Origin of the sequence: Pontibacter chitinilyticus (assembly GCF_039748935.1) — a bacterium.
Classification (GTDB): domain Bacteria; phylum Bacteroidota; class Bacteroidia; order Cytophagales; family Hymenobacteraceae; genus Pontibacter; species Pontibacter chitinilyticus.
In genome coordinates, this window is sequence record NZ_JBDIZJ010000018.1 from 59679 (window position 1) to 75808 (window position 16130).

Sequence of the window (16130 nt, forward strand, 5' to 3'; positions counted from 1 at the left end):
CTTAGACTTATGAACTATAAATATACTTCTCTATACTTTTTTACAGCGGCTATACTGGGCTTGTCTCCGCTGGCAAATGCCCAGTCGGCACTGCGCAAAGCCAACAAGCAGTTCGATAATTTCGAGTATGCCCTGGCGCTACAGAACTACACCACCGCAATACAGAAGCGGCAGCCAGACCTGCCCACCATGGAGCACATTGCCGACGCTTACCGCCTGACGCAGCAGAGCCAGGAAGCCGAGAACTGGTATGGCAAGGTGGTAAATACGCCAGGCCACGAGCCGGTAAGCCGCTACTACTTTGCCAATGCCTTGCGTAGCAACGGCAAGTATGAGGAGGCCAAAGCACAGTACATGTTGTGGGGCGAAGAGATGCCCGAGCAGGCGCAGCGCGCACAGGAACTGATGAAAGCCTGCGACCTGGCTGTACGCTGGATGCAGCAGGAGCCTATCGCCAAAGTAGAGCCTTTCCAGGACATTAACTACACCGGCTATTCTGATTTCAGCCCGGCACCTTACGGCAACAACGGCCTTATTTTCACATCAGACCGCGGGGTAGTAAAAGGTAAGAAGGACGAGAAAGTATACGGCTGGACAGGCCGGCCATACCTGCAGCTGTTTATGGCGCAGCAGGATGTGCAGGGTAACTGGAGCAGCCCAAAAGCGCTGCAGGAAATGGTAAATTCTGATTATCACAATGCCACTGCCTCGGCCGCCGAAGGAAGTAAGAAATTATACTTCACCCGCACGCACCTGGTGCTGAAGCGCGGCAACGTAAACCCAGACCCTACCAGCTGGGTGAAAAAGCCGGAGGTAAAAGAATACATCAACCGCCTGGAGATCTACTCGGCAGAAAAGCAAGGTGATGACTGGAGCAACATCCAGCCATTCAGCTACAACAACGTAAATGAATACTCAGTAGGCCACCCGGCTGTGTCGCCGGATGGCAAGGTGTTATACTTCGTATCAGACATGTCCGGCGGTATGGGCGATACAGACATTTACTACTCCGTGCGGCAAGCGGATGGTAGCTGGGGAGAGCCGGTTAATGCCGGCACCACCATCAACACGCCGGCACGGGAGAGCTTCCCGTATGTAGATGCGGACGGCAAGTTATACTTTGCCTCAGACGGCCACATCGGCATGGGCGGCATGGACATCTTTTCTGCCGAAGGAGCGCAGGGATCGTGGAGAGCCGTTCGCAACATGGGTTACCCGATCAACACGCCTAAGAACGACTATGGCATCATGTTCACCAAACCCGGCGAGGCAGGCCTGCTGTCTTCTAACCGCGATGCGCAGAACGGCACCGACGATATCTATAAGTTTACAATACTGAAGAAGCCGGTGGTGCTGGCCATCACCACATTGGAGCGCAAGCAGAATGCCCAGAAGCGCAACATGCAGGTGCCGCTGCCACAGGTAATGCTCCAGATAACAGAGAAGAATGCAACCGATTCGGCCGTAGCGGTTTCAGATGAGAAAGGTGCTTACTTTATGGATGGCCGCAAAGGAGATACCTACACCTTCCTGGGTTCTAAAGAAGGCTTTTTGAAGCAGGAGGCTGTAGCCGCAGTGCCGGAAACGGCACCCGATACCGTACAGGTGGCGTTACTCTTTGATAAGAACGTGGTAGAGCGTGCCGTCGTGCTGGACAATATTTATTACGACCTCGACAAATGGGATATTCGCCCGGATGCAGCCAAAGAACTAGACAAGGTGGTAACGCTGCTGAAGAACAATCCTAAAGTAGAGATAGAAATGAGCGCCCACACCGACAGCCGCGAAAGCCTGAACTACAACCAGTTGCTTTCTGACCGTCGGGCACAGGCCGCCGTCGATTATATTGTGTCCAAAGGCATAGACAGAAGCAGGCTTACAGCCCGGGGCTATGGCAAAACAAGGTTAGTAAACCGCTGCGCCGATGGCGTGGAATGTACCGAGGCGGAGCACCAGCTGAACCGCCGCACCGAATTTAAAATCAGGAAAAACTGATAAATATTTTTCATTAGCTTTCATAGTTTGGAAAGGCCCCGCAGTTTCTGCTGGGCCTTTTTTTATGACTTATCAGAGTGTAGTATGGCAGGTAAACTTAGCAAAGAGCAGTGCAGCTTCGCTATGGTAGCTTTAGCGAAGGTAGTTTGCCGCAAGAGTTCTGGTTGTAGTTGAATACACAGAGAGAGGATGAGAATAACTTATATAAATAAAACAACATGGGCTTTGGATTTATGGCAATAATTTATATTCTTTAGGTAGCTAACACTACACTTAGGAACGAGGGAATAAAGTTGTAAGCTCCTGATAGCGTTTCTTTTATTTCAAGGAAGTATGTGGAGCATCTGTCAGGAGTAAAGTCCTTTGGGTAGGTATAAGTTTTATTTAATAGCAGGCGGCACGATTTACTGTTGGATCAGGCTTCTCCGGGTCAATACATAAGCACATCCCGTGGCACAGAAGCATGGCCTTGTTGGGGAAAAGCATTGTTTTATTCTTTTGCCAAGGGATATAGGAATATGCAAAAGTAACTGCTATACCGCCGCTATTGCATCGGATATAGAACCCCGCTCTCTTTCCGGGCTTCTCAGTTAACTCCATTATTCAACTCCGTTAAAACGTATACCTATGACAGCAGCGAGTACCAGTTCCCGGCGCGACTTTCTGAAGAAATCCGCTACCACTATGGCCGCTTTCATCATTGTGCCGCGCTTTGTACTGGGCGGCAAAGGCTTTGTTGCACCCAGCGACCAACTTACGAAGGGGGTCATCGGCGTGGGGTCCATGGGGCGTAACCACTTCCCTTACGGCGACACCCGGGTGGTTGCCGTTTGCGACGTGGACCAGAACCACCTGAAAAGGGCCGTCAATATCCTGGGGAAAGGAGTGAAGACCTTTGCCGATTACCGCGAACTGATACAGTTGCCTGAGGTTGATATTGTGCATATCGCCACACCGCCGCATTGGCATGGCCTGATCGCGGCAGATGCCGCCCGGGCCGGTAAAGACATCTGGTGCGAGAAGCCCATGACCCGTACCATCGGTGAGGGCAAGCGCGTGGCCGAGGCGGTACAGCAGCATGGGCGTATCTTCCGCCTCAATACCTGGTTTCGCTTCAAGGATATCTTTTATGGGATGGGTACGCCCGTTAAACCCATCAAAAAGCTGGTGGACAGTGGCCTGCTGGGCTGGCCGCTGAAAGTAACGGTAGGACGCGGTACCGGCTTCGACTGGAAGTTCTACTGGGTAGGCAAAACTAACCTCGATCCGATGCCGGTACCCCCGGAACTCGACTACAATATGTGGCTGGGCCCGGCGCCCTACCGGCCCTACAACCCGCACCGGGTACATCAGACCTTCCGCGGGTACTGGGACTATGACGGCGGCGGCCTCGGCGACATGGGGCAGCACTACCTCGACCCGGTGCAGTACTTCCTCGGGAAAGATAATACCAGCCCTGTTTCAGTAGAGATCGACGCGCCACAGCAGCACCCGGACGCAGTAGGCACCTGGCGCCGCATTGTGTATACGTATGAGGACGGCTGCCAGATTGTGCTCGACGGCGAGGGCAAGGAGGAGAACATCCCGTACATTGAAGGCCCGAACGGAAAGTTATACCCCGGCTTCCGCTCCGATATCCCGGACTTGCAACGAAAGCTGGCCGCCTTTCCGGACCCCGAGCCACAGGTCACGGACTTCATCCAGGCAGTGAAAGAACGGCAAAAGTTTGCCCTGAACGAGCAAAACGGGCATCGCTCCTGCACGCTGGTTAATATGGGAAAGGCGGCGTTGCAGTTGGGCCGCTCGCTAAAGTTCGACCCGGTGAAGCAGGAGTTCATAGCCGACGAGGGGGCCAACCGCCTGATTTATCAGCCCATGCGCTCCGACTGGACGCTCGTGATGTAGTAGAGCGGCTGTCAAGCAGGGGCAGTAGCTGCCGGGAGCCATGGAAAAAGATTCTTACCAGAAAGACATCCTATAGCGCGATACATTATGAAGAAAGTTCTACTAATACTGGTAGCTGCTGTCGCAATGAGCACTGCCGCCACCGCACAACGCGAAAACGACCAACGGACGCTCACCACTAAAATTGCTGACCTGCTGGCGCAGGTACCGGCCAGGGACAGCCTGCAGTTTAATGCCAACATGGGCGAGATTGCCACTATGGGTAAGGAGGGACTCCTCGAAATGGCCGGTATGCTCTCTCCCCCCGACCAGGGCGATAACACTGGCCTGGAGTACGTGCTCGGGGGCTTTTCTAATTATGTAACGCAACCAGGCCGCGAAAGCTGGCGGCAGATGAGTGCCGATGCCTACTGCCAGGCGCTGGCAAACGCCGGCAACGAAGAGAATAAAGCCTTCCTGATCCGGCAGCTGGAGATGGTAGGCCAGGACGGGGCTGTTCCCTGCCTGCAAAATTACCTGAGCGACGGGCGCTTGTGTGCCCCGGCTACAAAAGCGCTGGTGAATATCGGTACAGCCAGCGCCGGGGAGGCCATGCTGCAGGCTCTGCCGCAGGCACAGGGCGATTGTCGCCTGTCGCTTGTCCAGGCCTTGGGTGATACACGTTATTCTAAAGCTGTAGCTGTACTCCTGCCCTTGGCGAGCAGTCAGGACGCCAAGCTTCGGAAAACAGCCCTCTACGCATTGGCCAACATCGCAGACCCTGCCGCGGAGGCCGTACTGGCGCAGGCAGCCCGGCAAGACAACTATACCTATGGCTACGATAATGCTACTTCCGCCTATTTGCTTTACCTGCAGCGCCTGGTCGAGAGCGGACAGCAGCAGCAGGCGCAAAGAATGGCACAGGCGCTGCTGGACGCTGCCGGGCAGTTGCAGCAGGTGCAAACCCGGACAGCAGCACTGGAACTGCTGGCGGGCCTGGAGGGAGAGAAGGGCGTGGCGCGGCTGCTGGAGGCGGCTACCGATAAACATCCGGAGTACAGAGCGGCAGCCCTCCAGTTCGCATCCGCCTACATCACCCCGGCCACTACAGCCATGTGGGTGAAAAAGGCCCGGAAGGCAGACCCCAAAATCGAGGCAGAAATCATGACCATGCTGGGGAAGAACAAGGCAACAACAGCCATGCCGGCCATCCTGAAGGCCCTCAGAAGCAGAAACGGACAGGTGAAGCTCGCCGCCATTGAAGCCACCGGACGCTTAGGCGATGAGAAAGCACTGCCTCAGTTGCTCAAGGCGCTGAAAAAAAGCCATAACGAAGAAACGGCCGCCATTCAGGAGGCGCTCCTAATTATGAAAGCCGATGGCCTGACCGATGCAGTGGCCCAAGCCTTGCCCAAAATGCCGGCGGAGGGCCAGGCGGCTTTGCTGGCCGTGTTGGGCAACCGGGCTGCCAGCGATAAGATCGGCCAGGTATACGCTTACATGAACGACAAGAATGCCGCCGTGCGGATGGCTGCCTTGTCGGCGCTGGGCCACCTGGTTACAGAAGCAGACCTGCCCCGCTTGTTTTCGCTGCTGAACCAGACCACACAGCCGGAAGAAGTGAGCGCGCTGCAGCAGGCAATTGTGGCAGCTGTAGGCGGCTACGGCGACCAGGGGCAGCAGGCCGCGCTGGTCTTGCAGCAAATGCAGGCAGTCCCGGCTGAAAAAAAGGCCGCCTACTTTAACATCCTGGCCCGCATCGGCGGCGAGCAGGCGCTGCAGGCAGTTGCTGTGGCCTTCGACTCGGGAGATGCAGCCGCCAAAAAGGCAGCCGTTCTTGCCCTGTCAGACTGGTCCGACACGGGTGCGGCCAGGGAACTGTACCGCATCAGCCAGGGAGCTGCTAACGGGCCCTATCTGGACGAGGCGCTGAAAGGGTATATCGGGATGGTGAGCGCGGCAAAGGTGCCGGCTGCCCAAAAGGTGCTGATGCTGCGCAAGGCAGCAGATGTGGCGAAAACGCCCCAGCAAATAGAGCTGATCCTGCGGGAAATTGGGAACGCGCCGGCCTTTCCGGCCCTGGTGTTTGCCGGCCGCTACCTGGATGATCCTGCGCTGCAGCAGGCCGCTGCCCATGCCGTGATGGATATCGCCCTGTCTAACCCGGATTTTCAAGGAGACATGGTGCGGGAGCTGCTTTCCAAAACCGCCCGGGTGCTGAAAGGACCTGACAGCGAATACCAGGTCAAGGCGATACAGAAGTTCCTGGAGGAACTGCCGCAGGGCCAGGGCTTTGTTCCGCTGTTCAATGGCAAAGATCTGACCGGCTGGAAAGGTCTGGTGGAAAACCCGATCGAACGGGCGAAGATGGACAGCAAAACGCTGGCTCGCAAGCAGCAGGCGGCTGATGAGCAGATGCGCAGCGACTGGAAAGTAGAGAACGGCGAAATCGTATTCGTTGGCAACGGGTTCGACAACCTGGCTACCGTCAAAAAGTATGGCGACGTGGAAATGTTTGTGGACTGGAAGATTTATGACGACGGCAACAAGAATGGCGATGCTGGCATTTACCTGCGTGGTTCGCCCCAGGTGCAAATATGGGATACTGCGCGTGTGAAGGATGGCGCCCAGGTAGGTTCAGGCGGGTTGTACAACAACCAGGTTAACTCAAGCAAACCGCTGAAAGTAGCTGATAATCCGTTGGGTGAGTGGAACAATTTTCATATTATCATGAAAGGCGATCGCGTGACAGTATACCTGAATGGCGAACTGGTAACGGACAACGTAATCCTGGAGAACTACTGGGACAAAAACCAGCCGATTTTCCCCCAAGAGCAGATCGAGTTGCAGGCGCATGGCTCCCGCGTGGGCTACCGCGATATTTACATCCGGGAGCTTCCACGCACAGAGCCTTTCCAATTAAGTGCTGCAGAAAAGAAGGAAGGCTTTAAGGTCTTGTTTGACGGCACCAATATGCATAATTGGCAAGGCAACACCACCGACTACGTGATTGAAAACGGAGAGATGGTGGTGCACAAACCCAAGTTTGGCAACGGAGGTAACCTCTACACCAAAGAGCAGTACGGCGACTTTGTGTACCGTTTTGAGTTTAAGCTCACCCCTGGCGCCAACAACGGCCTGGGCATCCGCGCACCCTTGGAGGGCGATGCTGCCTACGAGGGCATGGAACTGCAGATACTCGACAACGACGCCGATATTTACAAGAACCTGCACGAGTACCAGTATCACGGGTCTGTATACGGAGTGATACCGGCCAAGCGCGGCTATCTGAAGCCGGTGGGGGAGTGGAACAATGAGGAAGTGATTGTGAAAGGCCCTAAGGTAAAGGTGATACTGAACGGAGTAACGATCTTGGATGGTGACATTACGGATGCCAGGAAAAACGGCACCATGGATGGCAAAGACCATCCGGGCCTGAAGCGCGAGAAAGGCTACATCGGGTTTCTGGGGCACGATTCTACCGTTCATTTCAGAAATATCCGCATCAAAGACCTGAGCAAAAAGTAAGGGGGAGGGACACCCGGCATTTCGTATCGATTTCGGGGGTGATAGCAGAACCTTGCTCACTTTGTTACGCACCCATGCCATGGCACTAGGGGTTAAGACTATTTGACAATTAACGGGCCTGCTGCCGGGCTGTTTCTTTTCAAATAGTTCGGCCACTGGGGCCGGGCAGGCGCCTCCGGGAGGTGGCAGGGAGATCGACTGCTAAGGAAAGCTCCAGCCACCAAAACAATTCCCCATCTTTGCAAGTAACGCAGAGGCAGTACCCGCTGACAACCGGGTGACGGAGCCTATACGGGTACAAAGCAATCAGAAACGATGGACAGAAAAACACAGGTTAATACCCTTATTTTATTTTTGTTGATTTTTTTGTCTGGCCGCCTGCAGGCGCAGGAACTGAGGGGAAGGGTGCTGCAGGCACAGACACACCAGCCCTTGCAGGGGGTAACGGTTAGTGCAGGAGGCGCCAGTTATACCTTGACCGATGAACAGGGCTACTTTCTTATCAGTCTGCCAGACACCGCTGCCCCGGTAATTTTTTCCTCCGTTGGCTTCAGCACGGATACCGCTTACTGGCGTAAAGCGTACCGGGAAAGGCCCCTGCAGGTGCTGCTCCGGCCCCGGGCGGCGGCACTGCAGGAGGTAGAAGTGCAGGGCTACGAAACCAACCGGCCGCTGCTGCAAACAGCCGGAGCCATTAGCGTAATTAAGAGCGAAGTCCTCCACAGGTTTAGTGAAAGCTCCCTCGTACGGGCCGTCAATACCGTGCCTGGCGTGCGTATGGACGAGCGGGCTCCGGCCAGCTATCGCCTTTCCATCCGGGGCAGCACCCTCCGCTCCCCCTACGGTATCCGCAACATCAAGCTCTACTTCAACGGCATCCCCCTTACCGAAGCAAACGGCACCACGCTGCTCAACCTGCTGGACCCGGCCAATTTTGGCCGTATCGAGATCTTGAAAGGACCTACCGGCAGTATATACGGTGCCGGTACGGGTGGCACGGTTCTGCTGGAGCCGAAGCGGGCAGACCAAGGGCAGCAGCTACAGGTAAGCGCCTCTGCCGGCTCCTATGGTTACCGCCATTACATCGCCTCCTACAGCTCCGGCTCCGAAAAAAGCAACCTGTTAGTGCAGTACACGCGGCAACAGTACGATGGCTACCGCGAGCAGTCGGCCGTGGACCGGCAGGTGCTGCTGCTCTCGTCAGAGTTTTATACTTCTGAAAAAAGAACGATCGCCGCTAATGTTATCTACTCCAATTTATACTATGAGCTGCCCGGTGGCCTTACGCAGGAGCAGTATACCCAAAACCCGCGGCAGGCGCGTGGCGGCATGTTCGGCAGCGTGGTGCAAAATGCCTCCATTCAGCAAAACGGCATCAACATTGGCCTAAAACAGGAGTATAAATTCAACGACAGCTGGCGCAACACCACGGCTATCTATGGCTTGCACCATTTCAAAGACAACCCCTTTAACACCGACTACGAGCGCAACACCGACCAGGAACTAGGCGGTCGCACCAGCTTTGTGCATACCAGCCACATCGGAAGTATGGTCGCCACTTATACTTTTGGCGGCGAGTTTCAGCGCGGCTTCGAAACGGCTCGCACCTACGATAATAATCACGGCACTCCCGACAGCCTTCGCACCGACGACGAAGTGACTTCCAAAGCAGGGTTTTTGTTTGTGCAAACGGAGGTAGAACTTCCTGCCGGTATGATCGCTACCGCAGCGCTCAGCCTGAATGATGCGCAGTATAAAATAACACGGCTGCAGCAAGCTACCAGCGGCAACCAATACCAGTATACCCGCGATTTTAATACTGTGCTCTCGCCGCGTATTGCGTTGCTCAAGCGTCTCACAAACCAGGTATCGGTGCATGCCAGCGTCAGTTCCGGCTTCTCGCCACCCACCGAAGAAGAGATACTGCCCTCTGATGGCAGCTTCAACACCGCTTTAGAGGCAGAGAAAGGTATTAACTATGAAGCAGGCATCCGGGGCTTTGCCCTGCATGGCAAACTGAACTTTGATGTAGTGGGCTTTTATTTTCGCTTGAAGGAGACGATCGTGAGCCGTCAGGAGGTGTCTAGCATAGCCGTGTTTCAGAATGTGGGCGCGACCAGCCAGACAGGCCTTGAAACCAGCCTCAGTTACACCTTGCTCAACGACCCGACACTGCCACTGAGCCTGCTGAAAGTATGGGGCAGCTATACTTACAGCCATTTCCGGTTTAAGGATTATCAGAAAGACAACACAGATTTATCGGGCAATAAACTTACAGGTGTAGCACCTAACACTGCCACTCTTGCTTTAGATATGGCCTCAAAAGCGGGAGTATACCTGAACGTCACCGCCAGTTACGTAGATAGAATTCCGCTGACAGACGAGAACACAGTGTTTGCCGACAGGTATGTGGTCGTAGGTGCTCGTGCGGGCTGGCGGAAACAGCTGGTCAGGCAACTGGCGCTGGAGGTGTTTGGCGGGGTAGATAACCTTACAAATGAAACATATAGTTTGGGTAACGACCTGAACGCTTTTGGCGGCCGGTACTACCAGCCAGCCCCTGCCCGAAATTATTTTGGCGGCCTCAGCCTAAAGTATAAGCTATAGTTAGAGCGTGGTGTCCGGCAATGGGGGGAACTGCGCCATAATGTTGGCGACCACTACATTTATCTTTGTTTCGTCGATTTGGGTGGGGTTTAAGTTTGCCTCTTCCCACCCGCGCCATACCAGTTTTTTGGTGTTGGCATCGATCAGGTCAATTACGAGGGTACCCTGTTTATACTTGTCAATAGACCGGTAGTTTGGAATATCTGAAAAGTCGTAGCGGTAGCGGTAGCCGTACCAATAGCTGTAGCCATAGGCAAAGCCGGGCGCCACATCATCGCCCAAAGCCGCGGGTGCAAGCGTCGGATCTACGGCAATATCATATGCTACTAAAAGGCCAGGGTTAACCGTAGCAGGTGTAATCCCTTCTTTTACCAGCTCACTGGAAACAGCTTCTTTCAGGCGCTGGTCCAGCAAAACACTAAACTCCGGGCCAAGACCGGCAATGCGGGTAGGTACTTCGGCCTGATACCAGGCAAAGGTCTGGTAGTGCCTGAATTCTACGGTGCGGTCATAGTTGCTTTGCACATCGGTTAAACGGGTGCAACCGGTGAAGAGCAGCAGGAGCAAAGCGGTAAAACTATGAAGCAGGAAAATGTTTAAAGATCGGGGCATAAGATAGGTGCTTGGGTTCAATCGTATTGCTCGTATACGGAACAATAATCTGGCAGGGCTATCGCGCAAAAGGAGTTTACCTGCTGTGCCGGCCTTTTTTGCTGGCAGTAGCCGTTGTAATAACCCAGGCCTGCAGTTCCTCCGTCATTGCTTTGCTACCGGTTGTTGGGCAAAGTACCGGAACTGGCGCTGTGCTGCCGGGCAGGCTATTGGTGACGGGCACCAGGTTCAGGGCAGCTTTTGTATTCGTTTGCACAGCAAGCAACTGCTGCTCCTGGCACACAGCTACAGCAGCAGCCCTGTTAGATAAATGTAGGGCGATACTGCTAAATGATGCCACCTGTGCAGCAGCACGTGTTTGCATAAGCCCAAACCCGGCAAACGCCAGGAACAGGACAGCTGGTTTATTCACATTAAATATATAATGTAGCATGCTTAGTTTGTTGGGCAACGGCTATACTTCTTCAGCACAAAGTAAAAGGTACTTCTGTAATCTTACTATTTGCTAAGGTATAGGATGTGCTTATATTGTAATTTTACCTATTTTGGATTATATAGTACAACTGTATATAGCGCGAATTTAGTATAAAAAGTTGTTGAAATTAGATAAAAATATTGACGGATCGGAATTAGGAGAGTTTAAATACAAAGCTTCTATGCAATAGGCTAGCAGGAAGGGTTTGCTTGTGCCTGCAACCTGATGTTTTACCTGGGAATGGCACTTAGAGTTGCTTGCGAGGCGCACCGGCCTCGAGAGAAAGTATGGGCAGCCTGTAACCAGTTAGGGGCAGGAGGTAAAAACAAAGGTCCTGCAACTCACCAGTTGCAGGACCTTTCTTATACTTTATACTTACAAACAAGTCAGTTTAGCCGACTGCTACCATTTCGTTGCCGTTCTCGTTGTAGGCTTCGGTGGGGGCGCAGGAGCAGATAAGATTGCGGTCGCCATAAGCGCTGTCGATACGGCTTACGGTTGGCCATACTTTGTTATCGCGCAGGTACGGCATCGGGAATACTGCTTTCTCGCGTGTATACGGGCGGTCCCAATTGTCAGCCAGTGCTACCTTGGCGGTATGCGGCGCATGCTTCAGCACGTTGTTCTTTTGGTCGGCTTTGCCTTCCTCCACTTCTCGGATCTCTTCACGAATCGAGATCATCACATCGCAGAACTTATCCAGTTCTTCCTGTGCTTCCGATTCGGTTGGCTCCACCATTAGTGTGCCTGCTACCGGGAAAGATACGGTTGGCGCATGGTAGCCATAGTCCATCAGGCGCTTGGCAATATCTTCTACTTCTACACCGGCTTTCTTAAAGCCACGGCAATCCAGGATCATTTCGTGCGCACAACGGCCATTTCTACCAACATATAGCACCGGATAATGCTGCTCCAGGCGCGATTTGATATAGTTAGCATTGAGGATGGCTATTTTCGTCGCTTCGGTCAGGCCTTCGCCGCCCATCATGTTTATGTAAGCATAGGAGATAGGCAGGATAGAAGCCGAGCCCCAGGGAGCAGCCGAAACAGCATGAATAGCGTTATCGCTGCCGGTTTTTACCACAGCATGGCCAGGCAGGAATGGCGCCAGGTCTTTTACTACGCCAATAGGGCCTACGCCCGGCCCGCCGCCGCCATGCGGAATGCAGAAGGTCTTGTGTAAGTTCAGGTGACATACGTCGGCGCCAATGTTGGCCGGCGAGGTTAAGCCTACCTGCGCATTCATGTTAGCGCCATCCATGTATACACGGCCACCATTCTCATGTATGATCTGGCAGATTTCGATGATGCTTTCCTCATACACGCCATGGGTAGACGGGTACGTTACCATCAGGCACGACAGCTCATCTTGATACTGTTCGGCCTTAGCACGCAGGTCAGCCACATCAATATTGCCGCGCTCGTCGCACTTTACAATTACCACCTTCATGCCAGCCATTACCGCCGAAGCCGGGTTGGTGCCATGTGCCGAGGAAGGGATCAGGGAAACGGTACGGTGCCCTTCGCCTCTGGATTCGTGATAAGCGCGGATCACCATCAGGCCGGCATACTCGCCCTGTGCACCGGAGTTGGGCTGTAGCGATACGGCGTCGAAGCCGGTTATTTCGCAGAGCCAGCGCTCCAGGTCTGCAAATATCTGCTGATAGCCTTTAGTCTGGTCGGCAGGGGCAAACGGATGCAACTGCCCGATCTCTGGCCAGGTAACCGGGATCATTTCGGCCGTAGCGTTCAGCTTCATGGTGCAGGAGCCAAGTGAGATCATGGAATGCACCAGGGAGATGTCCTTATTCTCGAGGCGCTTCATGTAACGCAGGATCTCGTGCTCGGAGTGGTGCTCGTTAAACACTTCGTGTGTCAGGTATTCGCTCCGGCGGATGAGGTTATCTGCCCAGGTGATCTCTGTGTCTTCCGGCAGTTCATCCAGTGTTAGCACCTCTGCAGATTGACCGGCTACTTTGGCAAAAACAGCCAGTATCGCTTTCACATCTTCCAGTTCTGTGTTTTGGTTGAGTGAAATGCCGATGTTGGTATCATTAAAATAACGGAAGTTGATGCCGGCGGCTTCTGCCTCGGTGCGGATAGCCTGCTGCATAGCGGCGCTCTCCACAACAACTTTCAGGGTGTCGAAATACTGCTCGTTCTGCTGCGCAAAGCCCAACGTGCTTAAGCCATTCTCCAACTGCTGTGCCAGCGCATGCGTGTTCAGGCCGATGTACTTGAGGCGGCGCGGACCATGATACACCGCATACATGCCTGCCATCACCGCCAGCAATACCTGGGCAGTGCAGATATTGGAAGTTGCTTTCTCGCGGCGGATGTGCTGCTCGCGCGTTTGCAGGGCCATGCGGTAAGCACGGTTCCCAGCAGCATCTACCGAAATACCGATGATACGACCAGGAATAACCCGCTTAAAAGCATCTTTGGTGGCAAAGTAACCGGCATGCGGGCCGCCAAAGCCCATCGGTACGCCAAAGCGCTGCGTAGTACCTACTACCGCATCAGCTCCCATTTCACCCGGAGGCGTCAAAAGCGTCAAGGAAAGAATATCAGCAGCTACAACCACATAAATGTCCTGCGTGTGGGCCTGGCTGATAAAATCAGTATAGTCAAAAATAGCTCCGTCGGTGGCAGGATATTGTACGATAGCGCCAAACAGCGTCTCGTCCTGCAGGTCTGCTTCGCGGTGATCGCCGATGACCAACTCAATGCCCAGCGGGGTGGCACGGGTTTTCAGAATGTCAATCGTTTGCGGCAGCACCTGCTCCGATACAAAAAAGCGGGTGGCATTTTTACGGGCGCCTTTGCGCTGCGAGTAAAACATGGCCATTGCTTCGGCAGCGGCTGTGCCTTCGTCTAGCAACGACGCATTGGCGATCTCCATGCCGGTCAGGTCCATCACCATGGTCTGGTAATTGATCAGTGCTTCCAGGCGGCCCTGGGCAATCTCGGCCTGATAAGGTGTGTAAGCAGTATACCAGCCGGGGTTCTCCATAATGTTACGAAGTATAACCGGCGGCACAATGGTGTCGTTGTAGCCTACGCCAATGTAGGACTTGTATACCTTGTTCTGCTTGGCAATCTTTCCGAATTTGTTTAAGAAGTCTTTTTCAGAAAGTGCTTTAGGCAGGTTCAGTGGCTTTTTAAGCCGTATGGCGGCCGGAACGGTCTCCTCAATCAGCTGGTCCAGTGAGGCAGCCCCAATGGTTTTCAGCATATCCTGCATCTGTTCTTTGTCAGGGCCGTTGTGGCGCTCTTTAAATACGTCGGCAGGTTTGGTTTTAAAAATCATAACAGTGCTATATGGATCGGGAATTTTACAGGTTTTCTTTTTGCTGAAACTAACGCTACAGAGCCGTTTTCATACTTAATACAAAAGTAATAGTAAATGTTTATTATATTGAAGCATCCATTTAAATAGTTAACTTTTAGCTGGCTATACCGGCAACAGGTACTGTATAGGCAACAGCGGGCAATCATCCTTCTGCCTAACAAAACAATTTGTCGAACAATTCAAGAGCGTTACTTCTATGCACAAGCTTAAAATCGGAATCATCAAAGAAGGAAAAATACCGGTGGATAAACGGGTGCCGCTTACTCCTAAAAAGTGCGAGGAAGCACTGCAGGCCTTTCCGGGTATGGAGATAGCCGTGCAGCCCAGCGATATCCGCTGCTTTGCCGACACCGAGTATTACGAGTTGCACATTCCGCTGCAGCAGGACCTGAGCGACTGTGATATCTTGATGGGGGTAAAAGAAGTGCCCCTCGACGAATTGATCCCCCAGAAGACCTATTTCTTTTTCTCGCATACTATAAAGAAGCAACCGCATAATGCAAAACTGCTGCGTGCTATACTTGATAAGCACATCACGTTAATAGATTACGAAACACTGACCACCCAGCAGGGGCAACGGGTGGTAGCCTTCGGCCGCTATGCCGGCATTGTAGGGGCTTACAACGGCATCCTGACCTATGGTAAAAAGTGGAGCTTGTTTGATCTGAAACCAGCGTACCTGTGCCACGAGATGGAGGACATGCAGGAAGAATATTTTAAAGTAAAGCTGCCACCTATTAAAATTGCGGTTACGGGTGGCGGGCGTGTGGCGGGCGGAGCGATGGAGGTACTGGATAAGATGGGTATAAAAAAGGTGAGCGTATTTGATTACCTGTACAAGCAGTTTACGGAGCCGGTATATGCCCAGCTACACTCCGGCGATTACAACAGCCGCCCCGACGTGGAAGTATGGGACTCGCCGGACTTTTATACGAACCCGCACTTATATAAGAGTACCTTCCGGAAGTTCACACGTGTAACCGATCTGCTACTGGCATGCGCCTACTGGCACCCCTGCGCGCCTAAGCTGTTTACCGAAGAAGAAACCCGTGAGCCGGACTTCAGGATCAATACCATTGCCGATATTACCTGCGACGTGAACGGCTCCATCCCTACAACCAAGCAAGCCACCACCATCCTGCAACCTGCCTACGACTATAACAGGCAAACCGGAGAACTGGAACCTGCCTATACTAGTCGTGCCAACATCACAGTAATGGCTGTCGATAACCTGCCCTGCGAGCTCCCACGCAATGCCTCCCGCGATTTTGGCCGCCACCTTATAGATAATGTATTTCCCCATTTGTTTAATGACGATGCAGCAGGAGTGTTGCACCGGGGTACCATTGCTAAAGATGGCAAGCTAACCGAACGCTACAGCTACCTACAGGAGTATGCCGACAGCGCAACACTTACAAAAGGAGAGGAGAAGGTACTATAACGAAGTATGGCATAGGAGAAAAAGGAAATACAGTGCCTTTTGCAAGTATACACTGCCAGGCGTGCCCCGAAGCTTCTGGCGGCGGCCGGCAGGTTGTAGAAAAAAGGGCGGTTGAGGGTCAGGGGGTTAAGGGGGAATCGCGTTTTTTTCTGCGTTGGTGCTTGCCTTTTCCCTTTCGATGTGTACTTTTGCAACCCGATCAGCCGGAGCGGGGCGCAAATGAGGGTGAATAGGGG

At 53.4% G+C, this 16130-nt stretch carries 8 protein-coding genes; 5 read left to right on the forward strand and 3 right to left on the reverse strand.

Annotation, left to right across the window (positions count from 1 at the left end; genetic code table 11):
* Positions 1-9: 9 nt before the first annotated feature.
* The 4 genes from ABDW72_RS19475 to ABDW72_RS19490 all read left to right on the forward strand — a co-directional run bounded on the left by ABDW72_RS19475 (position 10) and on the right by ABDW72_RS19490 (position 10014).
* Positions 10-1995, forward strand: a complete 1986-nt coding sequence (locus tag ABDW72_RS19475) for an OmpA family protein (RefSeq protein ID WP_347160284.1) — start codon at positions 10-12, stop codon at positions 1993-1995.
* 627 nt (positions 1996-2622) lie between these two features.
* Positions 2623-3900, forward strand: a complete 1278-nt coding sequence (locus tag ABDW72_RS19480) for a Gfo/Idh/MocA family oxidoreductase (protein ID WP_347160286.1) — start codon at positions 2623-2625, stop codon at positions 3898-3900.
* Between the two features lie 87 nt (positions 3901-3987).
* Positions 3988-7407 carry a 3-keto-alpha-glucoside-1,2-lyase-like domain-containing protein gene (locus tag ABDW72_RS19485; protein ID WP_347160288.1) on the forward strand — a complete coding sequence of 1140 codons (3420 nt, stop codon included), beginning with the start codon at positions 3988-3990 and terminating at the stop codon, positions 7405-7407.
* Between the two features lie 315 nt (positions 7408-7722).
* Positions 7723-10014: a TonB-dependent receptor domain-containing protein gene (locus tag ABDW72_RS19490; RefSeq protein ID WP_347160289.1), complete on the forward strand. Its 2292-nt coding sequence runs from the start codon at positions 7723-7725 to the stop codon at positions 10012-10014.
* Here the strand turns inward: ABDW72_RS19490 and ABDW72_RS19495 are convergent, their stop codons facing one another.
* The 3 genes from ABDW72_RS19495 to gcvP form a co-directional block, all read right to left on the reverse strand.
* Complete coding sequence (locus ABDW72_RS19495; protein WP_347160290.1) at positions 10015-10626, reverse strand: DUF4136 domain-containing protein; 612 nt, start codon at positions 10624-10626, stop codon at positions 10015-10017. It abuts the gene before it with no gap.
* A gap of 76 nt (positions 10627-10702) precedes the next feature.
* Complete coding sequence (locus ABDW72_RS19500; RefSeq protein ID WP_347160291.1) at positions 10703-11059, reverse strand: hypothetical protein; 357 nt, start codon at positions 11057-11059, stop codon at positions 10703-10705.
* A gap of 433 nt (positions 11060-11492) precedes the next feature.
* Entirely contained in the window at positions 11493-14411 is a 2919-nt protein-coding gene (gcvP, locus tag ABDW72_RS19505) for an aminomethyl-transferring glycine dehydrogenase (protein ID WP_347160292.1), read from the reverse strand.
* A gap of 238 nt (positions 14412-14649) precedes the next feature.
* Here gcvP and ABDW72_RS19510 point away from each other — a divergent pair, with 238 nt between their 5' ends.
* Positions 14650-15894: an NAD(P)-dependent oxidoreductase gene (locus tag ABDW72_RS19510; protein ID WP_347160293.1), complete on the forward strand. Its 1245-nt coding sequence runs from the start codon at positions 14650-14652 to the stop codon at positions 15892-15894.
* Positions 15895-16130 lie beyond the last annotated feature (236 nt).